We start from the raw sequence: 25,538 nt of genomic DNA on the forward strand, positions 1-25,538 counted from the left end.
TTAGGCCCTCAATGCTTCAACACTCATGTTAATGATCCGCTCCAGTTCTGAGGACGACAAATTATACCAAAGGGGAAAACGAACCAATCGTTCACTTTCAACAGTAGTGTGTACATCCACACCTGAAAATCGACCAAATTTACGACCTGCAGGACTTGAATGCAATGGAACGTAGTGAAAAGGGGTTTGGATGCCTTGTTCTTTCATCGTCTCAATAAAGCGTGAACGCTCCTCGCCTGAAGATAACTTTAAGTAATACATATGGCCATTGTGTTCACAATCCTTGGGGACCGTGGGCCGTTCGACAACACCTGCCTGCTCCATCCCTTCAAATGCCTCATGGTACTGCGCCCATAGCCACTTGCGTTTTTCATTAATTTGCTCAGCAACTTCCAATTGCGCCCAAAGGTATGCTGCCTGCAGTTCTCCGGGAAGAAAACTTGAACCAATATCACGCCAAGTGTATTTATCCGCTAAACCTTGTAAAAATTGCGAGCGATTGGTCCCTTTTTCCCGAATAATTTCCGCGCGTTCAACGAATGATTCCTCATTAATAAGCAAGGCCCCTCCTTCACCACCGGAGGTATAATTTTTGGTTTCATGAAAACTGTAACAACCAAAATCTCCAATTGAGCCAAGGCTCTTGCCTTTGTAAGAAGCCATGACACCTTGTGCTGCATCTTCAATTACAAATAGCTTATGTTCTTTTGCAATGGCCATAATTTTGTCCATCTCGCAGGCGATACCCGCATAGTGAACGGGTACAATGGCTTTTGTTTTAGCCGTAATTGCTGCTTCAATGTTGTTTTCGTCCATATTCATGGTGTCTTTGCGAATATCAACAAAGACGATGCGAGCACCTCGAAGAACAAAAGCATTAGCTGTACTCACGAAGGTATAGCTAGGCATGATTACTTCATCATCAGGTTGGATGTCAATTAAGAGTGCCGCCATCTCCAGGGCAGCCGTGCATGAAGGGGTTAGCAGTGCTTTTTGTGTTGTTTCAGGCCGCTCAAGCCATTGCTGACATTGTTTGCTATAGGTTCCATCGCCGCATAATTTCCCATGCTGTTCGAGGATTAAGCGGATGTAATTAATTTCGCTGCCTACGATGGCCGGTTTATTAAAAGGAATCATATTTCCCCTACAAAAAATGGGTTAATTGCCGCGAATCAATTCTAACAGATAAGTACCATAGCTGTTTTTGGTCATGTGTTTTGCCTGTTCTTCGATCGCTTGTTTTGAAATCCAGCCGTTGTAATAAGCAATTTCCTCAAGGCATGCCACTTTCAAACCTTGCCGGTGTTCAATGGTCTGCACAAACATGCTGGCTTCAAGAAGACTCTCATGGGTTCCGGTATCAAGCCAGGCAAATCCCCTGCCTAACAGTTCGACTTTCAGCTGCTTGCATTCAAGGTAAGCTTGATTGATGCAGGAAATCTCAAGCTCCCCACGCTGAGAAGGTTTCACTTGTCTGGCGAAATCAATGACTTGATTGTCATAAAAATACAAACCGGTGACAGCAAAATTAGATTTAGGCTGAGCGGGTTTCTCCTCAATGGAGAGGGCTTTTAAATTGTCATCAAACTCAATCACTCCAAAACGGCCTGGATCTTTCACAGGATAGGCAAAAACAGTGGCTCCAGACTGCCGGTTGGCCACCTCCCTGAGTTTAGGCGTGAAACCCTGACCATAAAAAATATTATCACCCAGGATTAAACAAACACTGTCCTTGCCAATAAATGATTCCCCAATGATAAAAGCCTGAGCCAAGCCATCCGGATTGGCTTGCGTGGCATAGCTAAACGTTACTCCGAACTGCTCACCGCTGCCGAGCAAGCGTTGAAATGAAGCTTTGTCTTCGGGAGTGGTTATAATCAAAATGTCTTTGATTCCGGCAAGCATCAGCACCGATAAGGGGTAATAAATCATTGGCTTGTCGTAAACAGCCAACAAATGTTTTGAAATCCCGCGAGTGACGGGATGCAACCTTGTACCTGAACCGCCTGCCAAAACGATGCCTTTCATGCCTTAATTTCCTCATTCTGACCAGCAAATTGCTCATGTTGATAGGAGCCGTCCTGGACGTTCATACACCATTGCTTGTTTGCCAAATACCATTCTACGGTTTTACGAAGCCCCGTCTCAAAACTTTCCTCGGGAAGCCAGTTTAACTCTTGCTTCATTTTACTGGCGTCAATGGCATAGCGGCGATCATGGCCAGGTCTATCTTTCACAAATTGAATCAGTTGTCGATAGTATTGAACGCCTGGGGGTTTTGCAGGTTGTAACTCTTCCAGTAAGTCGCAAATCTCAAAGACAACATCCAGGTTGCGCTTTTCATTGTCTCCACCGATGTTGTAGGTTTCGCCTACTCTTCCATGGTAAAGCACAGTTAACAGGGCACGAACATGATCCTCAACATACAACCAGTCCCGAATTTGCCGGCCATCCCCATAAACAGGCATTGGCTTACCCGCTAATGCATTAAGAATCATAAGCGGTATCAGTTTTTCAGGAAATTGATAAGGTCCATAATTATTTGAGCAATTTGTAATGAGGATGGGCAAACCAAAGGTTCTATGCCAGGCACGCACTAAATGATCAGAACTTGCCTTGCTGGCAGAGTAAGGAGAGCTCGGCGCATATCGGCTAGTTTCTTTGAATAGCTCGTGAGGATCGTCCAAATCCCCGTACACTTCATCGGTTGAAATGTGATGAAAACGGAAAGCATTTTGCTTTAATTCCGGCAAAGCCTGCCAGTAAGATTTTACTACCTCCAGCAAGCTGTAGGTGCCAATGATATTAGTCTGGATGAAAGACGCAGGGCCGTCAATCGAACGATCAACGTGACTTTCTGCGGCCAAATGCATGACCGCATCGGGTTGATGCCGAAGAAAAATACGCTGCAATTGCTCACTTTGCACTATATCTGCTTTTTCAAAACTGTAACGTTTGCTGTTTGCGATGCTTGCAAGCGATTGCAGATTACCGGCATAGGTCAATTTATCGACATTTATGACAGCATGTTCGGTTTCATCGATTAAGTAGCGAATCAAAGCCGAACCTATAAATCCAGCGCCACCTGTGACCAAAATTTTCATGAATTCCCTGTTGCCTCAAGCATCACTGCACCCAAGACACTGCAGGTTTTTTCGATCTGCGACTTGGTGAGAGTGGGATGAACTAAAAAAACCAAGCTGGTTTCTCCTAATTTACGGGCTGCCGGCAATCTCGTGTGCGGGCGCCAATTTGTGCCATCAAAGGCTTTCTCAAGGTAAATTTCAGGGCAAGAGCCGTAATAGCAAGGAACCTCCCTCTTGTTTATTTCCTGAATAATTCGAGAGCGATCCCAGCCATCAGCCAATTGCGATTCTTCAACGAAGACGTAACATTTGTATGCAGCATGTTCAACATTTTCCGGGATTTCAGGAACTCGTAAACCCTTAATTCGTGAAGCCACTTCCCAGATGACTTTGGCATTTTCTGATCGTTTCTGGTGCCATTCAGCCATTTTTTGCAATTGAAAACGGCCTAATGCTGCCTGAAGTTCAAGCATTCTTCCGTTGGTCCCGAAACGATGGTGCAACCAACGAAACTCAGAGCTGTGCTGAGTATTTTGAACCGCTTCCTGGCATTTACCATGCTCTTTATAAGACCACATTTGACACCATAAATCACGGTCACTGGTGGTCACCATCCCTCCTTCACCGCCAGTAGTCATGATTTTATCCTGGCAGAAAGACCAGGCTCCAATATGCCCGATGGAGCCTACAGAGCGTCCCTTGTATTTTGCGCCATGGGCTTGCGCGCAATCCTCAATGACGAAAAGGTTCCTTTCTTTGGCTAATGCCATGATGGGATCCATATCACAAGGCCAGCCTGCTAAATGCACACAAATGATTGCTTTAGTCCGGGGCGACAAAACAGCACGAATGGTTTCAGCGGTGATGTTTTGGCTATTTTCATCGACATCAGCAAAAACGGGATTGCCACCGGCTGTAACGATGGCAGAAGCAGAGGCTATAAAACTGCGTGAAGTGACAATCACTTCATCCCCAGGACCAATGCCAATGGCATTCAGTGCAGCATCCAGAGCGACAGTACCATTGGATAGGGCAATCGCATATTCAACACCTGTCCACGCTGCAAACTCTTTTTCAAACTCCTGACATTCAGTTCCAGTCCAATAATTCACTCGATTTGATAATATCACTCGACGAAGAATATCGGCTTCCTCTTCTGTATAACTAGGCCATGGAGAAAAAGCTGTATTTAACACGTTACCTCTTCTTGTTTTCTATAATTTTAAGGACAGCTAAAACTGTATAATCACCAGAAGCCTCGTTCATTTCGCTCCGGATTTAATTGTCAGGACTTTCATGAAGAAGTTCCCTTGAATTTTTCGGCAGTGGCACTTCCCTGATGGTTAATACCTTCTCGCTTTATTACTTTTTTTAACGTTAATGCCAAGATTTTTAAATCCAACCAAAATGATTGGTTGTCCACATACCACAAGTCCAAACGAAATTTTTCTTCCCAATCCAGCGCATTCCGCCCATTAATCTGCGCCCAACCTGTAATACCCGGTTTTACATTATGCCTTCTTTTTTGTTCCTCATTATACAACTTAAGGTACTCAACCAATAAAGGCCTTGGACCCACCATACTCATATTTCCTTTAAGCACATTCCATAGCTCAGGCAGCTCATCCAGGCTTGTGGCCCTTAAAAATCGCCCAAGGGCAGTCAGTCTCGCTGCATCTGATAGCGGCTCACCGCTTTCATCTGCAAGATCTCGCATGGTTCTAAATTTTACCATTTTAAAACACTTACCATGCAAACCAGGCCGCTCCTGACAAAACAAAACCGGCTTTCCTAAATAAATTCGCAGCAGAACTGCAATGATTACCATAATGGGTGATAATAAAACCAACAGGAGGCAAGAACAAAAACAATCGAAAACGCGTTTAATCAAGTTCAGTCTCTTTCCAGATTGATATTAAGGCCCCATCAGGCTGAACTAATTTCTGCATGAACTGTGTTCTTGCCGATGCTAGTCAACCCTTATTGACCTCGGAATATCCTCATTATTTTAGAAAAAACATTATATCCCATAAGAAATTTAAGTTGTAGCCAATCAAAACCAAGCACTACAGGCCCTGCAGCTTAAATAAAAGATAAGCAAATGAAGTTAGGAATAATGCATAATAATACCGGTTTGACAAAGTATAAGTTTTTAAAAATAAAGCCGTAAAAGCCGTTGCAAGTACTGATAAAAACAACCAAGCACCCAGCAAATAACGATCGGCAAAAGCAGCAAAGCCAAAAAAGAAAAAAGGCAAAGAGAGCACCCAATAAATTTTAATCAAAGGCATAAATAGCTTTCTATCTTCAGCGTTTAGAACATACTTGGCCAAGGCTGTAAAAATTAATCCCATCCCTAAGGTAAATAGAGTGAAGTTATAACGTATGCCTATTTTATAAACGGCTTTCATCCCATAATCGTGAATTTTTTCATACACATTAATATGGGTTATCAAAGAACCAAATTGGATTAATTTTTCACTTAAGCCAGTTAAATACAGCGTCGCCGAACCAAAAACGAGAAGAAGAAGCCATCGTTTCGGGAGAAAAACTAAGGGTGAAAATGCCAGGGAAATGATGGCGGTATGATGAAAGCCAATTGCAAATATGACAGCAATTGCCAAGGTGAACAACTCAAAGCCTGAAATTAAAGAAATATAAAAAATAAACAAAGCAAATATTGCTGTACCATGTCTGAGTACATTCACAGTGGCTGAGAAAAAGAATGGCGATAGAAAGAAAAATATTCCTAGCAGAAAAAAAAGCGTTGACCTTTGAACCTTATATTGAAGTAATGAGCTGAGTTTAAAGACAAAAACAGTTATCAACAGAGTATTTATGCAAGCAAAAGCAGCAAAGAAATAGAGGTAAGACGAAAAGAGTTTTGTGCAGATCCAGGTAAAAAGTTTATATAGAAACTCGTAATTTATGTAAACAGGAAGGTGGTTATAAATTCTTACGAAATAATACTCATAACCACTGGTATCTATTCCAACAAAGCTTGGTCTTGTACCAACCGCCCAAATTAGAAGGACGGCAATGGAAAGGAGAAAAAATAAATCAAACTTAAAGGTATTGCCGCCAAAATTATCTCCCTCTTTTTCGGCCCGACTTCTTTTATTGAAATAATTCATTTTTTATACTCAAGGCTGGGGCTCCACCAGGCTGGCTGTTTGTGGCTTGCCTTGAGCTTTCCCTGCTTTAAACTTTAAAGCCAACATCACAATAGGTATGTAAGCTAAGAGTACGGCAAGACAACCATCCATATGATTTAATGCTGCAAGACTCGCTAATGGCAAAAGCCAAAATAAATTGATTATTAAAACAGCTAAGGTCACAGGTAAATGCTTGCCAAAGTGACATGCTGCATGCTGGTAAGCATGGCTTCGATGCGCTTCGAAAACTGCCTGGCCGGCTAAACCTCTGCGAACCAGAGTTATGGTAGCGTCAGTCAGGAAGACCGCCGATAAAATGAGCCAACTGTAAAACAGTTCGGTTTTAATGTGTGCCGCTTGAATTGACAAAATTGCTAGAACAAAACCCAGAAAACCGCTGCCAACGTCACCCATAAAAATTTTTGCTGGTGGAAAATTCCAATACAAAAACCCCAAAACGGCAAAACCGAGAAGCAAGGGTAACAGCATCGCCGAGAAATCTCCAAGCAAGTAATACAGGAATGCTCCACCCAGGCACACTGTTACCGCCTGGATAGCAGCCAGTCCATCAATGCCATCCATAAAATTATAAAGATTTAAAAACCAGACTGCGTAGAAAGTTGCCACAACATTCAGCAGCACCCCCTGAGGCAATGTCCAAAAGAAAAAAGCTATGGAAGGCATCCCCTGGAGCCAGTAGACAGCAAAAGCACTGGCCGTAAAGTGCCCTAACAAACGCCATTTTGCTGAAATTTGAATTCGATCATCAATAAACCCAATTAATGCGATGGCCAGTGCAGAACCCATAAAAATCGGCATAACCGAAGAGTCTACTAACTCATAGGAATACAGAATTAAAATCCCTGACAAAAACATAATAACGAATGAAACCCCTCCCCCACGAGGGGTAGGACAAGCATGCGAACTTCGGTGATTTGGTATATCTAGCATGCCCACTTTTAAGGCATAACGGCGAATTAAGCCGGTAAGTAGCCATGAACAAATTAGCACAACAAAGAGAGTACCTAATGAAAACATTTCTTTCCCTCTTTTGCCTCTTCAAAAAAGCAAAATTCTATGAGATTTTTTGAATTTACACCACATTGAATCCATTTCATTTGCCAAGATACCAATTACAGGTCTTCTCAATACCTTCTTTGATTGTGAAAGCGGGTTGGTAAGCCAATTCATTAAAAGTGCGGGCTGCTGTGAATTTAAAATCCTCAAACAAACGGCGATGAATTTCAGGTTTAAATTGCTTGATTAACCACTGCATTAATGCTGGAAATCGACAAAATAGGACTTGTCTTTGCCGCCCAAGACCTTGCAACATCAATTCCGATAATACATTGATTTGGATGGGTTCAACGTCATCAGCAGCAATGAATATTTGCTGATTTCCTTGATAACTCAACAGGGTCATGATCAAAGCACATACATTTCCCACAAAAACCATGGAGCGCTGTGCTATAATATTTTTAAATGGAATCAGTTTTTTATTCGCATGCAAATTCAGCAAACTTAGGAAATTACCTTTCACTTCAGGGCCATAAACCAAAGGCAGGCGAAGAATGGCTATTTTAAACTGATCATCCGCCATGGACTGTAAATATTGTTCAGCTAAAAGCTTGCTTTGGCCGTAAGCATCTTGCGGGAGGCAAGCAGAATCCTCATTCAATACTTGATCTGCCGATGTTTCACCATAAACTTTTACAGAACTTATAAAAATAAATCGGCCTACTTTCGATGATTTTGCCTTATCGGCTAAAGCTTTGGTCAATTCGTAATTGCTGCTCATGTAAGCCTCATCCGGCGCTCCCTGCATCTGATGAGCCAGGGCTGCAAGATGAATGATGGCGTCGTAATCGGCTAAATCATAATGATTCACATCTTCTACATTGCGAAATGAAACGGTGTCGATTTCAAAATCATTTTTTACCAGAAAGGGACATAAATATCGGCCGATAAATCCATTAGCTCCTGTAACTAAAACTCTCATCATTTCTTCCTATTTAAGAATGCATTTCCATGACTATGACACTTCAAAGGGCATTTTATTAGATTGCGTGTGCCAACAATACAATGCAACAAGCAAAACCTCTAATTCCGTCAGCGGGGGGAATGAGTAAACTGGAAGACTTTTTGTCATTTACTCTCCATAGTTAATCATCAAAGCTTGAGTGATTTTTCCAAGAGGCCATACCTTCCCGCTATGGCCAATGGGATAAATTACTTATGCCAAACCGTCCTGTTGATGTAATCAACGTAGCTAAGAACAACGCGCACGACCTGTTTAGAAACAGGGCCTGCTTCGTAGTCTTTTACAACAGGAATAACCCGATGTTGATGATCATGTTGTGAGGTTACAACTTGCACCGCCTGCAGTACTCTTTCTTTTTGCAGACCACTCATGATTAAAGTGCCTTCATCCATGCCCTCAGGACGTTCATGGGCATTGCGAATGGTAATCGCTGGCAAGCTCAGTAAAGAGGCTTCCTCGGTGATTGTCCCACTGTCCGATAAAATGCAAAACGCCGAAAGCTGAAGCCGAATATAATCAAGCAGTCCAAGCGGTTTTGCGAAGTGAATTAAAGGATTCAATGGCCGCTGTATGAAATGTTCAATGCGCTTGCTTGTTCTCGGATGCGTAGAGAAAAAAATAGGGTATTGATATTGTTCAGCCAGAGCCTCGAGACTCTCAATCAGCTGACTGAGGTTCTCAGCGGAATCAACATTCTCCTCCCGGTGAGCACTAACCACGAAATACTTATGCTCTTTAAAACCATATTGCTGCAGGACGTTGGAAGCTTGAATTTTGGGCATGTAATAATTCAATACCTCCTCCATATGAGAGCCTGTTTTAATGATGGTTTCAGGCTTAATGCCCTCTGCAATCAGGTAACGTCTGGCATGCTCGGTCAAGACCATATTGATATCACTCAAATGATCAACCACCTTCCGATTTAACTCTTCAGGAACACGCTGATCAAAGCAACGATTCCCAGCTTCCATGTGAAAAACAGGAATTTTACGACGTTTTGCTGGAATGACGGCCAGGCAAGTGTTGGTATCGCCATACAGCATTAACGCATCCGGCTTGATTTTTTCGAACAACTCATCGGAACTGGCAATAATTTCGGCAATGGATTGGCTGACTGAGCCCCGTGATACATTTAGAAAATAATCGGGTTTTCTGATTTCCAAATCATCGAAAAAAATCTGGTTTAATTCATAGTCATAATTTTGTCCTGAATGGACAAAAACGTGTTCAACGTGTTGATCCAATTCAGCAATGACACGACTCATTTTAATTAGCTCCGGTCTAGTACCAACCAGAGTCATAACTTTAAGCATCAAGAGTCTCCTGAATGTAATCTAATCGAAGCAATAAATCTTTAATTTCAGGAATGGCTAAGCGTTCAGTGTTGTGGGAGGTGTAATCGTCAAAAGTTGAGATGATTTCCTCACCCTCTACAAAATATTTTTTATAATTAAGATCCCGGTTATCCGCACTGATGCGGTAATACCTTCCCATATCTTCTGCCTTAGCCATTTCCTCTCTGGAAACTAGGGATTCATAAAGTTTTTCACCGTGTCGGGTACCGATGACTTTGATTTCACTGTCGCTTTTAAACAACTCAAGAAGAGCCTGAGCCAAATCAGCAATCGTTGATGCCGGTGATTTTTGTACAAAAATATCGCCTTGGCGGGCATGTTCGAAAGCATGGAGTACCAGATCTACTGAGTCTTCGAGTGACATTAAAAAACGGGTCATTTTGGGATCAGTAATGGTCAAGGGTTGCTTTGCCTTAATTTGCTCAATGAAAAGGGGAATGACCGAACCTCGTGATGCCATCACATTACCATAGCGGGTTGCGCAAATAACGGGACCTTTTTCAGTAACTAGACGGGACTTTGCAACCACTACCTTTTCAGCCATTGCTTTTGATATGCCCATGGCATTGATAGGATATACTGCTTTATCAGTGCTTAACACCACGATTCTTTTCACAGAATTGGCAATGCCTGCATTCAACACATTCTCGGTGCCCAGGATATTCGTGCGTACGGCTTCCATCGGATAAAATTCGCAAGAAGGTACTTGTTTTAATGCCGCGGCATGAAACACATAGTCAACGCCTATCATGGCTTCTTCAACTGCTCGCGCATCACGCACGTCACCGATGTAGAATTTGACTTTTTCATTATTTAATTCATTACGCATGTCCTCTTGCTTTTTTTCATCCCGGCTAAAAATTCGGATTTCACGCAAGTCGGACTTTAAAAAACGTTTTAAAACAGTATGGCCAAACGAACCCGTACCTCCTGTAATCATTAAGACCTTGTCATAGAACATCTAATTAACTCCATATAGTTTTCTTGATTGATGCATGAGAGCAATCAGCTCTGGCCAGGAAGGAGCCCGATACCCTGTTGCTGCTTCGAAGCGGGCAGCATTAAGAGAACGGTCAATCACCACTTGCTCATCAGCAATAATATTAATTTTTTTGTTGTAAATTTCAGACACCAGAGCGAGTAAATCATGTTTATTGATGGGCTTTGCTGCCACATGGTAAAGTCCATGTAAATCAGGACGAGGCAGGATGTAATCGCGCATGACACGAGCTAATTCAAAAGTAGGAAGACCTGAGAAGATTGCTTTTGCATAGCCTTTCACGGCCTTTTCTTGGGAAAGGAACCAATCCACCAAAGCGTGATGACTGTTTATCTCATGGCCGATGATTGACGTTCTGATTGTAATCGCATGCTTTAAATCAGCAAGCTCCCCAATAAATTTGGATTTGCCGTATAAATCCTCGGCATCAGACGGATCACTCTCATTATATAAACCCTTTCTTCCTGAAAACACGCAATCGGTGCTCACATGAATTAAACGTGCATTGGCCAAAGCGCAAAATTTTGCCAGACGATGGGGAAACATGGAGTTAATGGGTAAAGCCACCAAAGGGTCATTGGCTGTATCATGCTGTTTAATTAGACCTATGCAATTAATGACCAGGTCTGGACGAGCCTTCTCAAAAGCTTGAAATAAGGCATCTACATCCAAAACATCTACGTCGGTTAAAAAATGTGAATGAGTACTGGAGGGAAAATATTCTTTTGCTCGTCGATTTCTTATTGTGCCATAGACTTCGAACTGATCAGATTCATTAAACGTGTGAAATACAGCGCTGCCTAACATGCCTGTTGCGCCTAAAACTAAAATTCTCACTTAGGCCTTCTCCTTTTGTTTAATCCTGTCTTTAAGAATTTCGACAAGTCTTTGACTTTGCTTGGTCATTTCAAAATGCTCCAGAAAATAGGCGCGACCAGCCTTGCCTAATGCACCCCGCTCCAAAGAAGGCATATGATATAGCTGTTCAATATTTTTTGCCAGCGCATCTGCGTCTTCTGCAGGCGAGACCAATCCGGCCCCCGCCTCCTCAATAATGCGGGCGCCTTCGCCATCCAGTGCAGCAATGATTGGGCGTCCAGCCGCTAAATAGGCTTGCACCTTGCTAGGGATGGTGTAGGAGAATATTTCTTCGCGCTTAAGCGTCACCAGCAACCCTGCCGCCCGGGCAAAAACCGATGGCATTAAAGAAGCTTCGAATCGTCCGGGTAAAAGAACATTATGCAATTTTTCTTTTTGAATTTGCTCTTCCAACCATCGGCTCATACTCCCACTGCCAATTAAAATGATTTTACAATGAGGTAAGGACTTAAGTTTTTTAGCAGCCTCAATGACGGTTTCCAAAGATTGGGCAGTACCTAAATTTCCTGCAAATACAAAACAGGTTTCATTCTCAAGAACCTCCAACAAAGCATCAGGTATTTGCTCATTTTCTTGCGCTTTCAATTCCAGATAGGAATTGGGGTAATAAATGATTTTATTCTTACAGGTGTATCGCATCATAGGCTCAATAAAAGCCTGTGATTGAACCAGTAGTGTGTCTGAAAACTGGTAAATTTTTTTCACCAATTTTCCGATAACCTTCAGTATCGCTGGATGATTGATAAAGCCTGTAGCCTTGACACTTTCGGGCCATAAATCTTGCACCCAAACAGCAAGATGGGTTTTAAGTTTCCATTTTAAATAGATGGCTGGGATGACAGATGTAATAGGCGATGGCACGTAAACGAGAATAAAATCAAATTCCTTATTCTTAACCAAACGGTTAAAATGAAACAGGCCATTTAAGATAAAAGAGAAGTAGTTCCTGATGAGTTGTTTCCCCCCCTTCCCCGGGGACGAAGAGGAACACGATGAACGACTATATTATTGCAGTAACTGTCTCTTGAACATCCGGTCGCGCTGTAACCCTCGAAAATCTTCCCATCTGGGTAGTTTGGTTTACCGGTTAATACCTCAACGGTATGTCCATTGGCAACCAAACACTGTGTTAATTCATTTATAATGAATGTTTCGGGCCAAAAATATTGAGAAACAACCAAAATATTCACAAAGTCATCCGTATTTTAACAATAATTCATTAAGTCGTCCGTACAAACCAACTTGCATTGCCATTTACACTTTGATTTTTTAAGAAAAAAACCATCACAAAAAATGCAAAAACTAAAATGTAATATTTAAGGACATCAATTGGAGAAAAACCAAATTGTTCAATGCTGTAAGCAATACTAACGCCATAAGCGGCACAAAGTAAATTGCTTTGGGTCATAAAAAAAACGCTTCTTTCACCCAACATCATTAAACCTGTCAGAAAGGCCATCCCCATCCATACAATCAAACCAGAACCACTGAAATATAAGAACGCAATAGCCCCAGGTAGGGTCGCAAACGTAAAACGGGAAGAATCGATATGGCGATACTGGGACTGTGCGATGTCTTGATAAATGTCCATTTCTCCTAATTTTTGTTTTCTAAACAGAGCCTCTTTCAACAGCATAATGCTTTTTTTGGGGTAGGAAACGACAGCCATAACCCCTTCCATACCCAACCAGCGATCAACCACTAAATTGCCAAAAACTTTGGCAAACTTTTCAATGTAAGGCTGTGAATTGGCGTTAAAGGATTCACCTAAGAAGCCAAGAATTGGAGAATGATGCTCTAAGCTCGAAAAACGCTTTCTCTTTTGCCCTTCGGTTTGGTCCTTCGCTGTTTCCAAGGAAACAGACCTGGTCTCATTCAATGGAAGAAAATCTCCTGAATAATAATAACCTCTAAAAACAGACACCTCATAAAGTGAACAACAGAATAAACCCCCAGTTAATGCGAGTAACAGAAGGATTGTTTGATAGGACAACATAATTTTATTTCTATTAAAGGCATACACAAACAGGATTGGCACAACATGAAAAATAAAACTGGAACGGCTTATAAGTGACAGCGAACTGAAGCTGGCTTCGAGAAGGAGAAGCAGATAAAGCACAATAAACATGCGAATGTCATTGCGTTGAAGTTCCCATCCCATGGCTAGAAGTATAATCAGTACAAATCCAATATTTAAAAACCAAAAGATAAGGGCATTGCAAGGCCAGAATAAAATTGTTTTAGGAATCAGCCCTGTTTGCACCAATTGAAATTCTAAATTAAAAATTGGCAGTGCCAGAACAGCCAGCAACAACAGGCTATATATCAGTGGCCTGTTCTTTTGAAACCAAGCAGGTGCTGGCCAATATTCTTCTACATTGATTTTTACCGTTTGCCTTAACTTCAGCAGGTAAAACAAGGCTCGCGCCAATAAAACACCCAGAACTCCTAACATGGCGACCTTTAACACTGGATCAAATGAATCATTCTTAAGCGAGAAATACCCGATGGCTTCCTGGTAAGGATATTTAAAAATAAGGTGCAAACTCATTTTCATCCAAAAACCCAACCATAAAAATACAGCTAAAAACATATAGCTATAACTAACGCTTCCAATGAAGGCTGAAAGAATTAATGCTAAAAAGCAGAGGGAAAACATGCAGTAATATAGTTTTGAGTCCTTGTAAAAATAGAGACTTGGCAAAAATACGGCTAGCCAAATCAAGACAAGCAACAGCAGCAAGGCGTTTGGAGTCAAACTTGTTCTAAACCTCTCCTTTTTATAACTTAGGTCTTTATACATAACACAGTCCTTTTGAAAAGACATAATGCCCTGGGTAAAGACATTGGGGTATAGGAAGCACTACCAAAAATTGATTGGTCTCATTTAAATTTCTATAACAACAGCTTACTCACTATTAAACCGCATTCGTCTCAGCTCCAAGCAGATGCATCTCCTGTTGTTCGAATCTGGAACTCAGGCCGATGATCCCCCCGGAAAAAATAACAAAATAAAATGGCAGCCATATGATTGGCCTTTGGTAAAAACTGAGGAAAAAGAGAAAGAAAAATAGCGCAATATAAGTAACATTGTTCTTGCTTTTGACAAACAAACAAGCGTAATAGAGAAAGATAGCCATTAAAAGGAGAAAGCCGATTACACCATAATTGGTAAAAATAATTTTCCAGGTTGCTTTGTTATCTCCACCATAGACATCGCTTGCATCACTTGCAATGCCCAATAAAAGGGTTTTTACGTCAGAAAATAAATATTCCCGGAACAATTCGTTCATCTGCATGCTTGAACGATTATCGATGATTTCATTCTGCCGCAAGCTGGTTCCGAGTGATATCTTTCTACCGCTGCTATCAATTAGTAATTTACTCGTTACTTTTGTTTTCTTTTCTTTATCTACTCGCTGAATAAAATCTTTTTTTGCTCCATCATACATGGGACTTAAGGTTCCTAAGCTTAAACAAACGCCAAGGATGCTCAACAACACGTAGGCAATGAGGTTAAAACGTCTTTCCAAAAGGCTAAATAAACAAGCGCCAATTAAAAATAAAGCAAAAAAGGCAAGGGAGAACGCCAAAAATCCTGCTAACCAAATTAATTTTGATCTGAAATGTTTTAATTGAAATCCTTCTGCAGCAAGCAGTAAGGCACAAACAGTTCCAACTGTCCCAGGCTCCCCCCAAATACCGCATAACCGTGAGAGAATGCCTCCATTAGGGAGCAATATGCTATTTGTATTTATAAAAATAGCCCCAGGAAAACATAAATAATAAACACCACTCTGTGAAAATGAACTTACTGGGCTGTCCATGGTCGTAAAGGGGACAGGTATAGCCAGTATCATCAACAGCAAAATGAGAATCCCTGGCAGCAATGTGAGTAAAAAACTTAAAGAAAAAAACTCGCAAACTTTCTTTTGAAGAGTAAATGGCAAACTAAAGTAAGCTACTATAAAAGGCATAAGAAATATCCAGCGCACATGCTGGTGGTTAGCTTTCGGCAAAAGAGTTATGTAGATTAAAAAAAAGAGGCAACAGAGAATAAAAACCAAGTTATCCCAATTAAATTGTTTAACATTCTTAAAATAAAACAAATAACTAAGGCAAAGTAAAAGCGTTGACGCAGAATAATACAGCTTACTGTGCGACCATATGAAAAAAGGTTGTATTGAAATGAGCGCTACAAGCGTAAGGCTGGCGATAAGAAAATTGGTTGAGTTTAAGAAATCTCCACCCCATTTATCCCTATTATTGACTTCTAACTGATTCATATTCATCCCTGCTCAACAAAGAGTTTCATACAACCGAACAATTTTTTTACCTACTGAGTCCCAAGTATAATGTTCAATGATAAATTGTTTTAAATTCTGCCCCATCTGAAATTTAGTAGGTTCTTTGATAATTTTTACCAATCCCTCTGCCAAACTTTCTGCTGTGGCAGGAACAACATAGCCGCCTTGAATGGTTTCAAGAGCATCAAATCCGCATTGATCGGTTATGAGTGCAGGTTTGGCAAACACCCCTGCTTCTGCTACCACAATGGACATTGCTTCTTTTCTGGAGGGAACAACCAGAAATGAAGCGCCCCGATAAGCATCAATCTTATCCATCCCGCTAACACTGCCTGTAAAATGAACATTATTAAGCAGTTGCAGTTCTTTAGCCCGATTTTCAAGGGATGCTTTCATCCCCTCATCAGGCCCAGCAAAAACAAGATGGTAATTTTTATATTCTTCCGGTAGTTTTGCAAAAGCTTCTAGCAGTAAATCCGGGCCTTTAATGTAATTCAATCTTCCCATGAATAATATATAATTTGGGGGGAGATTTAGAGTTGAGCTTCGATTTTGCTCCGGTTTAAAATCTTCGACAACCACCCCATTGGGAATTAGGGTTATTTGCTGCTTATCCACCCCATAGGATTGGTACTGATCAAATTCATTTTCGGCTATTGCAATATGTCCTTGTGCGTTTTGGATGATTTTTGTGCCAATCATGCGATTAAAAAATTGTTTGATAAACCTGGAACGACCAAAAATATTTAGTGCTCCGGCAGGACAAACCACATAAGGTTTTTGATAAAATCGCGCAAACAGATAAACGATCGCATTTAAAAAAGTCCAGTGATTCATGAGATGAATGACATCTGCGTCACGCACAGCATCTCTAATCCGTTTCAACCCACCTTTAGGTAGATAAAATCTCCTGGAGAGATAAGGGAGCATTATCAGATTAACGTTCTTTAACTCTTCATAATTTTTTTCTGTCAAATTGGATGTCAGGGTTAAAATAGTGCATTTATAATTTTGCTTCGCTAAATATCGGCTCATCTGATAAGTTCTTTCCGCTGTGCCTCCCCCACTTAAAGCATCAATGGATATATTAACGTTTAATATGTTCATAAACTCTGCTTGTGTGTTTGTTGGTACCAATGAATAAATTCATCCAGATGAGTCTTAAAATAATCACCCTGGTTATAACCAGTTTCTTGAAGATTTTTCCCTAAATAAAGCATTTTAGGGTTAATTTTCCCACGTCCCAATAAGCGATATAGGTTTTTGTAAAGGAACAATGGCAAAGGAATTTTTGGGAATTTGTAAGGCTTACTATTTAACCGTTTCATCAAGTAAGCCTCAAGCTCTGAATAAGTATGTGTGTTCTCATCATCAGAAACTAAATAAATGTGTTTCGTTAAAGGTTTGACCTGAACCAAATGGCAAAGCGCTTCAACCACCTGTTGGACAGGTACCAAATTCATGTTTCTTTTAGAGAGCAAACAGGACTTGAAGTAGTTCTTAATACGGGAGCCATATTTTATATCATCGGCCAGTTTAATTAAATTTCTTCCACCAGGACCAAAAACCTGTGTGGGTCTAATTATGGCCACTTCAAAAACACTGCTGTAATTGTTCAGCAGGAATTTTTCCATCTCCAACTTGGTTTTGGCATAGTCGGTCTTTGGAATGCAAGGACTATTTTCATCAACAACCTTGGCTTGCAAAGAGCCATAAACTGAACTTGTGCTGCAATGAATAAAACGTTTGACCTTATTTTGAATACACAACCTTGCCAAATTTTCAAGGGCATTGAGATTGTCTTCCTTACTACCCTGCCAAAGATAGGCGAGGTTGATGACTACATCACAATTTCTCAAGAGCTCATTAAGGTTCGTCGGAATCAGTAAATTCCCTTGAAGCCAATTGATGTTTTCAGCCTCAACGGATAATGACCTACTTTTGTTGAAAAGAGCATTAACCTGAACAGGCTCATCAGCCAATCGCTTCAATAAGTGTTGTCCAATAAAACTGTTTGCACCCGTTATGGCAATCTTCATCATACTATTAATCCAAATCGGTTTTTAATGTGGACTGTTTTGAACTTAATTTGCCCATGAAGCTTTGAACAAGTTTAAATAATTGATGAAGCTTGCGATTAAACAATGCATTTAAAATGATGCGATAAGTTTTAGCCGAAAAAAGGTTTTGTGGACAAAGCATCAGGCTTTTTAAAAAATACTTAAATCCGGTCCGGTAACGATCAGAACGCCAGTGGGTGCGCCCTGAAATTAAATAAGCTTGACTTAAAACTTTATTTTTTAACTCCAATAAGTAGTTATCCTGGCATTGTTCAATAACTGAGGTCAGCAATTGCTTATACTCATCCGCTCTTTCGAAGTTCATTTTTGCATAACTTGCTGATTTCTCATGGACACGATGGTAACCTAAAATTTGGGGGATTCGCTTAAAGTCTCCCATTCTAATCAGGCGCAGATGATATTCATAGTCTCCAATCTGCCTATAGTTCTTATCCCAACCGCCAAGTTGTTCAAAGGCTTTTCGCCTAAAGAAGGATGCCACAGCTACCGGGGTCGTTGCATTAAGATACATTTGGTAATGATTAAATTCTGGAGTTAGCAGTTTTCTAATTGGCTGTGATTCGCTGTTGATTAGCAGGTTATCGGCATAAGTCAAAATCACCTCAGGATTTTGCATCAGCGTAGCAACGGACAAAGATGTGGCATTGGGGGTTAACTTGTCGTCAGCACTTAGATAGGCAAGGATTTCGCCTTTGCTAAGCCGCCAGCCTTTATTAAGAGTCTCAGCCTGCCCCATGTTTGCATGGCTTTCATAATAAAATTGCCCTTCATAGCGGCGAAGCAATTCCATGCTACCGTCAGTCGAACCATCATCCAGTACTATCAATTCAATGTTAGGGTAATCCTGTGCCAAAACACTTTCGATGGCTTCCTCTAAATAGGGCATTCCGTTGTAACAGGGAATTACTATCGAAACAAGCGGTAAAGAACTACTGGACATTTATTTCCTTTAAACTAAACAATCAGCCCCAAAGTTATTAGAAAAAAAAACTAAAAACAAGAAGCGCAGCAGAAAACATTTTATTTCCAATTTATCTGGTTAAACGGCATGGCGCTATTATCAAAAACCATTTTATATTATGGTAAGCCTGCAATGCCCATTTCGAGCTGCAAAACCAGATAAAAACTCAAAAACCAGATTCAGGCTCATTATTAATCAGCCTAGGCAGCATTACGATCTCGCAACCCTGACAAGTGGTTTCCATTGTCTTTTTGCATTTTGTCCACAGAATAAATGCGGTAATTTTGTTTGATCGCGCGATTCAATGTGAAATATTGGCATATCAGAATCTTCAAATTCCATTTTTACCAACAACCAATCCGGTGGATTTTGTGCTTTTAATTGCTTTAAATATTTGTCGTGGGTGGCTTTTTGTACTGCGACATGCTTAAAGCCTCGATCATATAGCTCTGACCACATGTTTACATCCGGCTTACTGAATAAGTCAAAATCACTAATCTGATTGATGCATTGTAACAGATCGTCACGCATCCAATAACTGTAATAACCAGTTAGGAACACTCGTTCTCCCTTAGGTACTGAACGATTTAAATTATCAAATCCTTTGCAATAGCTAAATATTTCCCAGTTGCAGTTGTCTTTGGGAGTCAATGGATGGCGAAAGTCTTTGAGTGCCATAATGGTCCAGGCACCAGTATTCGGTAAAAAAGGCACCATGAGCAGAATTACAGCAGCGAACAGAGCATAGCTAAGAGAGACGATGCGGGGTTTAAGCTCCCTACTCCATTGTTCCTCCACAGCAATTGCGGGCAAGGGGATCAATAAAATTAAAGGGGCTAAGAAATATCGTAAAACAAATATAGAAGGTTTAACCCCTATCCAGCAAAGCAAGCCAAAGCAGCCTGCCAAAGTTAATTGCATAAGCGGATTACGAAGAGAGAATTTCGTTTTTGAAACGAAAGGGATAAGAGCAAACGCTGCAATCCACAATACGGACATCGCCCCACCCATCAAAGGATACAAGCCGAACACCAGCGATAGGGGATAAGTAGCGACAATCCATAGCGTATCTTTCCAATTATACCAGGATGATTGATCAGCCCAATTATTCATGCCTAAAAAGGGTGCCAATGGATTGCCAAACAACATGGCATTTTTTATAAAATGCGGCAGAAGTGCCACAGCTACTGCTGCCATGAAAAGCATGGATTGCAGGAGAAAGGGTATAAACCAAGATCGTTCATGTCTTTGCGAAAAGTTTTGCAGCATCAACAAAAATACAGCTGCGGGGAATAATGCAACGATGAAAGAAAATTTGGCAGACATAGCAAAGCCGCACAGTAAACCTGCCAAAATCAGCAACTCTTTACTGAATTGCTTTCTTTCTTTGCTGATTAGGCAAAAGATAGCGGCAACGGCATAAAAAGTAGCGAATAAATCCGTTTTACCATCGGATAAATAGTCCGTGTAGGTCGTTGAAGTCAGAAGCATGGCGACTGCCACAATTTGAGCAACCCGGCCACCCCCGACCTCTTCGGTTAGCTCTTTTAAGAGAAATAACAGGCAAGCTCCAATCATCCAGGAAAAGAATTTGGCGTCGGCCACACTTCCTAGTTTCATAAGAATTGCAAAATGCAATTCTCCACTCAGTCCAATGGAGGAAAAATCATGATAGGTTCCGGGCATAGCCTCTAAAAGTCCTGTTGCTGCAATGATTTTTGGGTAAACCATATAAAAAGCAGCAGCGTCACCCGCAGGAGGACGAAGGTAAGCTAATATGCCGATCCAGGAAATTATGATTAGCGACAGCAATGCAAGCCAGAAATAAATGCTTTTATAAGTCTGAGAATTCCCAAGGGCTTCAGTTAACTGACCCCGATTCGTCGTGACCAATGATCTTAAATGAATAAGTCCAAACAGAGCAAAGCCTAAGAGAGTAGTCCAGATTATTTTGTTTTCAAGTAACCCCAATAGACCTAAAATAATCCATAAAGCAGACAAGAGCGCAGTACCCAAGGCCAATTTAATATTTAGAGCCATTGTTCTGGTCAGCGTAGGAGAAAAGAGAAGTAATAGTGCATTACCACAACCGATTAAGGATAAAGAATAAATAACAATTATTAATAGAGATTTCATTGTATTTCACACTATACGTGGGCTTCTCGATAAAAGTAGGGGTGAACCGTTTCATACATGGTTTGAATGAGCACGATTTGCTTCGGAAATACTCGCCCTAACTGAACTGGGTGGTCGACGATGACAAATAAGAACAAGCAGAAGCCAAACCACATTAAGACTAGTAGTTTCTGAACATTACTGCGCATGATCAAAGCCTTGCGCTAATTCACTGGACTGAATGAGTTGCTCAGCCCGTTTCAAACGCTCCTGGGTTAGTGCCAATTCCTGATTGATTTGCTTCAGTTTATTCGTTAAGGAAGAAATTCGAGTCAGGCTTTCTAGCATTAAAAAAACAATCCAAACCGCACCGAGCAAAAATAAGCTGAACGGGGCATTCTGCTCTCCAAGAAAGGATCTTAGGGAGACCCTGAGGGGTTCAAACATCATCACAACAAGAAAGGCAATTTCAGCGATGATCCAGCTGATTGCCATATGGGCACTGAGCTTCTCACTGCGGACAAGATGAATGGTGTAAGCCAAAACCAGAAGTAAAACGCTTACTCCAAGTATTGCGGGTTTCAAAATATAGCTCATCTTAACTATCCCTTCTCTTCAATAAAAGGCCTGTAAAACCAATTAGAACTCTTATTGGATACAGACTGGCTTTAGCAAAATTAAACAAAGACTGTCCATGAACCCGGCCCCGCATTTTTACGGGTATTTCCGCAATCCGAAATCCTTTGCGGTGTAACATAAATAAGGCCTCGGCCTCTGGGTGATCCACAGGGTAATATTTTGCAAAATACTCAAAAGCCCTTCGACTCAAAGCACGCAATCCTGATGTCGTATCTGTGACATGAATACCGCTGGCCAGATAAAGGATACTCTGCGAAAAATACATGCCCATTCGTCGGGCAAAGGGGGTTTTATAATCTTTATCCGGATTTTCCCTTACGTAGCGAGAACCAATTACGCAATCAGCCTCTCCCTTGATGATCGGGTCAATTAAGGATTCAATCCACACAGGATTATGCTGGCCATCTCCGTCCACTTGAACAACGATGTCATATCCATGGCTTAGCGCATACTTAAAGCCAGTTTGTACTGCTCCGCCAATCCCCAAATTGGCAGCCAGAGATAGCACCGGAAAGCCACATTTTGAGGCCACTTGGGCAGTGGCATCACGGGAGCAATCGTCGATCACCACGGCATCATAGCCCAGTTGTTTGATTTCAGATAGGAGTGATGGAAGACTGTCTTCCTCGTTGTAGGCTGGGACAATAACCAATACCTTCACTTTTTCTGTCATAACAGCATTTCCTGTGTAACTTGTTCATTGGCAGTTTTGTTTTTATCTTTCAGATTGCGGACATCGCCTACAATTCTGGCGGGATTGCCTACAGCAATCGCATAATCCGGAACATCTTTCGTTACCACGGCACCCGCCCCAACGATTGCACAGCGGCCGATTTGGACTGAGGGCAATATGATTGCATTTACACCGATGTATGCCCCATATTTTATGACGACATCGGAAACACTGAATTCAACCCCCGTTTCGATTTGAGTCGCAGGAGTGTAGGATGTATGGGAGATGATTTTAGCCCCACGGGTAATGTAGACATTGTCTTCAATGGTGACGTGCTGTGGGAATGTGGTATCAATCAATACATTTGGGGCAATATAAACCGTTCTGAATTTATCCATTTTTACCCCGCGGATCTTATGAAGCCATGCAGGTAACCAAACTGGGAAAACCGCTATGTAAGCGAGATAGCCCAAAGCCCCTTTCCACAAAAAAGAGAAGCTTTTAAAATATTTATCCACCCGTTGTGGTTTAATTTCTTCCGTCATATCACTAACCCCGTTATGCGTAGGCTTCTTCGTAGGAGAAGCACAATATGTCACCCTGAGTCGAAACATATTGAAAACCAAGACTTTCAAATAATTTTCGACTTGGTACATTGGATTGCTTAATCTCAGCCAAAATCACAGCTTCTGAATATTTTGAATGAAAATAATTCAATGATTTTTCCAACAGTTTCTTACTTAATCCCTGACCGCGGAATTGAGGTGCCAGAGCAATGCTGACCTCCCAGGTTGTGCCATTTATTAGCTGATCAAAGCGAACCATACCTACAGCCTCATCCATCATTTCCCCAATGAGCAACAAGCGCTTGGGATTCTGCAGCAATTTTTCAAACCACAGATTATGACTCACTTCATCAATATGTTTTTGATCGCGAGACATTGCCCGGCTATGAGGGTCATTGCGCCAATGCAAAATCGCCAATGAATCTTTTGGTTCAGCAAGACGAAGTTTCATCAATCAATCATCCTATGTCTTATTATTTCCTATAAGCAGTAATTACTTTTCTAATGGCTGCAATTGCATCCTCAATATCCTTATCGTTCATAGCAGGAAACATGGGCAGGCTGATCATCCTTTCGTATTCCGTTTCAGCGACCGGCCAATTTCCTTTTTGATAACCTAACTGTTGATAGTAACTCATCCAGGGAATGGGAATGTAGTGTACATTAACTCCGATGTTTTCCGCACGCAATGCAGCAAAAATTTCGTCTCGGTTGGCTTTTAATTGATTGAAATTTAAACGCATCACATAAAGATGCCAGGCCGAACTGCAGTTTTCACGTTCGGTTGGCAATTCAATGGCAGACAGGTCAGACAAGCCTTCCTGATAACAATCAGCGATGAAGCGGCGTCTTTCAAGCCACGCATCCAACTTGCTCAATTGGCTAAGGCCAAGCGCGCAGTTTATGTCTGGAATTCGATAGTTATAGCCCAAACCAATGATGTCGTACCGCCAGGACTGAGTTTGTGCGCGTTGGTGGAAATCCAAATCAATTCCATGGTGGCGAAATGAACGCATGCGTTTGGCTTTGGCTGCATCATTCGTAAGAACCATCCCCCCCTCACCTGTCGTGACATGTTTTACAGGATGGAAACTTAAGATGGTCATCTCCTGAATAGAACCTACCTTTTGACTCTTATAGCTTGCGCCTAATGAATGTGCGGCATCTTCGATTACGGTGAGATTATTTTTTTTAGCTATGTCGCGAATTGCATCGTGATCACAGGGATGCCCTGCGAAATCAACGGCGATAATGGCTTTGGTTTTTGACGTGATCTTTCTTTCAATTTCTTTCGGATCAATGTTGAGCGTATCGGGGGAAAGATCAGCAAAAACAGGTTTCCCACCTAAGTACAGCACGCAATTGGCACTGGCCACAAAGGAAATGGCCGGAACGATCACCTCATCCCCTGAACCAATGTTTGCAGCCCATGCAGCTGCATGCAATGCTGCTGTGCCCGTATTTACAGCCACAGCTTCCTTGGCTCCTGCATAGTGGCTGACGGCTTCTTCAAATTGTTTGACCATGGGGCCAGTGGTCAGCCAATCACCTTTTAAAACGTCCTCTACTGCCTTTCTATCGTCCTCGTCAATGCTTTGACGGGCGTATGGAAGTAAGGTAGAGCGAACAGGAGTTCCACCATGAAGAGCCAATTTTTCACTCATTATATCCCCTTATCACATTCAGTTGCTGTCATGAACCGAACGTAAGCTGTGTTTTGTCTTTCCCAATTGTGCTTGAATGCCAACACCTACAAAAAGAATGAAGGCGATGGTTTGAAATACAGTCCCATAAGCCACTGCTTCCGTTTCCCGGATACCGAATAAACCTAAGGCAAAGATTGACGCAATTTGGTATACGCCAATGTATCCCGGCGTCGAAGGCAATGAAAACGCTGCGGCTAGGTAAACCAAGATGATGATTGCTGGCAGTAGGGATAAATCTTTCCAGCCAAACGCAAGGAACAAATACCAACAAGCCAGAATATCAAATGCCGTAATGAAAGCTTGGATACCGCCACAGGCAAATAGTCGTTTTGGAGATTTTAATAATTTCAATCCATTGAGGGATTGTTGATAAAACTGGTAAAACCATTTTCCGAAGGAGTGTTTGTTGGATAATTTTAAAAACAAGGGTTCCAACCGATGGCCGCTAATGCAAAACCAGGAAAGGAGTAGAAATACAACCATAAAACCTGCCACCACCAGCCAGAGGCTATGACTTACATTGAGCAGTTTTCCCCAGGCCAGAATGGAAACAGCCAACAAAGCACTCAGTGCCAAACCATCAAAAATCCTATCGACAATAAGGCTCATTAATGCTTCACCAGTGGTTATGCCTGTTGTTTTTTGCAAGCGCAGAATTTTAAGGACATCCCCTGCTTTTGCAGGATAAATTGCTGTGCCAAGATAGCCTATGCAGGTTGCATCCCAAACCCGACCCATGTCCTGTCTGGGTAAACCCAGTATCAATTGCCAACGGATGCTGCGCAAAAACATCGACAACAGTAAGGAGACCGCCATGACGATAATCCATCTCAAATCGATATTTTTGATGCAGGTTAAAAACTCATCCCAGTGTACTTGCCAAAAGGAGTACAGCAAAAAAAAACCACCAAGAAAATATCCGAATAGTTTAATGACTGGTTTCATAATCGCCATGACCAAAAAAAGCATTAAAC

General features: G+C 41.5%; 24 protein-coding genes. All 24 read right to left on the reverse strand.

The window, feature by feature from the left end; all coding sequences use genetic code 11:
- Positions 1-1,137, reverse strand: coding sequence for a dTDP-4-amino-4,6-dideoxygalactose transaminase (gene rffA, locus EL203_RS09325; RefSeq protein WP_058469762.1), 1,137 nt, complete (start codon positions 1,135-1,137; stop codon positions 1-3).
- Between the two features lie 21 nt (positions 1,138-1,158).
- Positions 1,159-2,028, reverse strand: coding sequence for a glucose-1-phosphate thymidylyltransferase RfbA (gene rfbA, locus EL203_RS09330; RefSeq protein ID WP_058469763.1), 870 nt, complete (start codon positions 2,026-2,028; stop codon positions 1,159-1,161).
- The gene (gene rfbB, locus EL203_RS09335) at positions 2,025-3,104 is read right to left on the reverse strand and encodes a dTDP-glucose 4,6-dehydratase (protein ID WP_058469764.1); all 1,080 of its coding nucleotides are present in this window, start codon (positions 3,102-3,104) and stop codon (positions 2,025-2,027) included. The genes rfbA and rfbB overlap by 4 nt, the downstream gene beginning before the upstream one ends.
- Positions 3,101-4,282, reverse strand: coding sequence for a DegT/DnrJ/EryC1/StrS family aminotransferase (locus tag EL203_RS09340; protein ID WP_058469765.1), 1,182 nt, complete (start codon positions 4,280-4,282; stop codon positions 3,101-3,103). The genes rfbB and EL203_RS09340 overlap by 4 nt, the downstream gene beginning before the upstream one ends.
- A gap of 98 nt (positions 4,283-4,380) precedes the next feature.
- Positions 4,381-4,977, reverse strand: a complete 597-nt coding sequence (locus EL203_RS09345; protein WP_058469766.1) for a sugar transferase — start codon at positions 4,975-4,977, stop codon at positions 4,381-4,383.
- 175 nt (positions 4,978-5,152) lie between these two features.
- On the reverse strand, positions 5,153-6,220 hold the full coding sequence (locus tag EL203_RS09350; RefSeq protein ID WP_058469767.1) for an EpsG family protein: 1,068 nt from the start codon (positions 6,218-6,220) through the stop codon (positions 5,153-5,155).
- 9 nt (positions 6,221-6,229) lie between these two features.
- On the reverse strand, positions 6,230-7,279 hold the full coding sequence (locus EL203_RS09355) for an MraY family glycosyltransferase (RefSeq protein ID WP_058469768.1): 1,050 nt from the start codon (positions 7,277-7,279) through the stop codon (positions 6,230-6,232).
- 76 nt (positions 7,280-7,355) lie between these two features.
- Positions 7,356-8,240 (reverse strand): NAD-dependent epimerase/dehydratase family protein, encoded by an 885-nt coding sequence (locus EL203_RS09360; RefSeq protein ID WP_058469769.1) that lies wholly within the window; start codon positions 8,238-8,240, stop codon positions 7,356-7,358.
- 230 nt (positions 8,241-8,470) lie between these two features.
- Complete coding sequence (gene wecB, locus EL203_RS09365) at positions 8,471-9,595, reverse strand: non-hydrolyzing UDP-N-acetylglucosamine 2-epimerase (RefSeq protein ID WP_058469770.1); 1,125 nt, start codon at positions 9,593-9,595, stop codon at positions 8,471-8,473.
- The gene (locus EL203_RS09370; protein ID WP_058469771.1) at positions 9,588-10,598 is read right to left on the reverse strand and encodes a polysaccharide biosynthesis protein; all 1,011 of its coding nucleotides are present in this window, start codon (positions 10,596-10,598) and stop codon (positions 9,588-9,590) included. The genes wecB and EL203_RS09370 overlap by 8 nt, the downstream gene beginning before the upstream one ends.
- On the reverse strand, positions 10,599-11,474 hold the full coding sequence (locus EL203_RS09375) for a dTDP-4-dehydrorhamnose reductase family protein (protein WP_058469772.1): 876 nt from the start codon (positions 11,472-11,474) through the stop codon (positions 10,599-10,601).
- On the reverse strand, positions 11,475-12,221 hold the full coding sequence (locus EL203_RS14595) for a glycosyltransferase family 4 protein (RefSeq protein ID WP_232003927.1): 747 nt from the start codon (positions 12,219-12,221) through the stop codon (positions 11,475-11,477).
- A gap of 514 nt (positions 12,222-12,735) precedes the next feature.
- Positions 12,736-14,319, reverse strand: coding sequence for a hypothetical protein (locus tag EL203_RS09385; protein ID WP_058469774.1), 1,584 nt, complete (start codon positions 14,317-14,319; stop codon positions 12,736-12,738).
- A 115-nt stretch (positions 14,320-14,434) separates the two neighbouring features.
- Positions 14,435-15,802 (reverse strand): hypothetical protein, encoded by a 1,368-nt coding sequence (locus EL203_RS09390; protein WP_058469775.1) that lies wholly within the window; start codon positions 15,800-15,802, stop codon positions 14,435-14,437.
- 12 nt (positions 15,803-15,814) lie between these two features.
- A complete protein-coding gene (locus tag EL203_RS09395) occupies positions 15,815-16,930 on the reverse strand; it encodes a glycosyltransferase (protein ID WP_058469776.1) in 1,116 nt (371 codons plus the stop codon).
- Positions 16,927-17,865 carry an NAD-dependent epimerase/dehydratase family protein gene (locus EL203_RS09400; RefSeq protein WP_058469777.1) on the reverse strand — a complete coding sequence of 313 codons (939 nt, stop codon included), beginning with the start codon at positions 17,863-17,865 and terminating at the stop codon, positions 16,927-16,929. The genes EL203_RS09395 and EL203_RS09400 overlap by 4 nt, the downstream gene beginning before the upstream one ends.
- 4 nt (positions 17,866-17,869) lie before the next feature.
- Positions 17,870-18,844: a glycosyltransferase gene (locus EL203_RS09405; protein WP_064108341.1), complete on the reverse strand. Its 975-nt coding sequence runs from the start codon at positions 18,842-18,844 to the stop codon at positions 17,870-17,872.
- A gap of 231 nt (positions 18,845-19,075) precedes the next feature.
- Positions 19,076-21,001, reverse strand: coding sequence for an ArnT family glycosyltransferase (locus EL203_RS09410; RefSeq protein WP_058469778.1), 1,926 nt, complete (start codon positions 20,999-21,001; stop codon positions 19,076-19,078).
- 177 nt (positions 21,002-21,178) lie between these two features.
- Positions 21,179-21,577: a DUF2304 domain-containing protein gene (locus tag EL203_RS09415; protein WP_058469779.1), complete on the reverse strand. Its 399-nt coding sequence runs from the start codon at positions 21,575-21,577 to the stop codon at positions 21,179-21,181.
- A 1-nt stretch (position 21,578) separates the two neighbouring features.
- On the reverse strand, positions 21,579-22,292 hold the full coding sequence (locus EL203_RS09420) for a glycosyltransferase family 2 protein (RefSeq protein WP_058469780.1): 714 nt from the start codon (positions 22,290-22,292) through the stop codon (positions 21,579-21,581).
- Positions 22,289-22,837: an acyltransferase gene (locus EL203_RS14680; protein ID WP_058469781.1), complete on the reverse strand. Its 549-nt coding sequence runs from the start codon at positions 22,835-22,837 to the stop codon at positions 22,289-22,291. Before EL203_RS14680 ends, EL203_RS09420 begins: the two co-directional genes overlap by 4 nt.
- 13 nt (positions 22,838-22,850) lie before the next feature.
- Positions 22,851-23,309 carry a GNAT family N-acetyltransferase gene (locus EL203_RS09430; protein WP_058469782.1) on the reverse strand — a complete coding sequence of 153 codons (459 nt, stop codon included), beginning with the start codon at positions 23,307-23,309 and terminating at the stop codon, positions 22,851-22,853.
- A 22-nt stretch (positions 23,310-23,331) separates the two neighbouring features.
- On the reverse strand, positions 23,332-24,522 hold the full coding sequence (gene pseC, locus EL203_RS09435) for a UDP-4-amino-4,6-dideoxy-N-acetyl-beta-L-altrosamine transaminase (RefSeq protein WP_197723110.1): 1,191 nt from the start codon (positions 24,520-24,522) through the stop codon (positions 23,332-23,334).
- An 18-nt stretch (positions 24,523-24,540) separates the two neighbouring features.
- Positions 24,541-25,509: a lysylphosphatidylglycerol synthase transmembrane domain-containing protein gene (locus tag EL203_RS09440; protein ID WP_058469784.1), complete on the reverse strand. Its 969-nt coding sequence runs from the start codon at positions 25,507-25,509 to the stop codon at positions 24,541-24,543.
- Between the last annotated feature and the right edge of the window lie 29 nt (positions 25,510-25,538).

This window comes from Legionella jordanis, from assembly GCF_900637635.1.
GTDB lineage: Bacteria > Pseudomonadota > Gammaproteobacteria > Legionellales > Legionellaceae > Tatlockia > Tatlockia jordanis.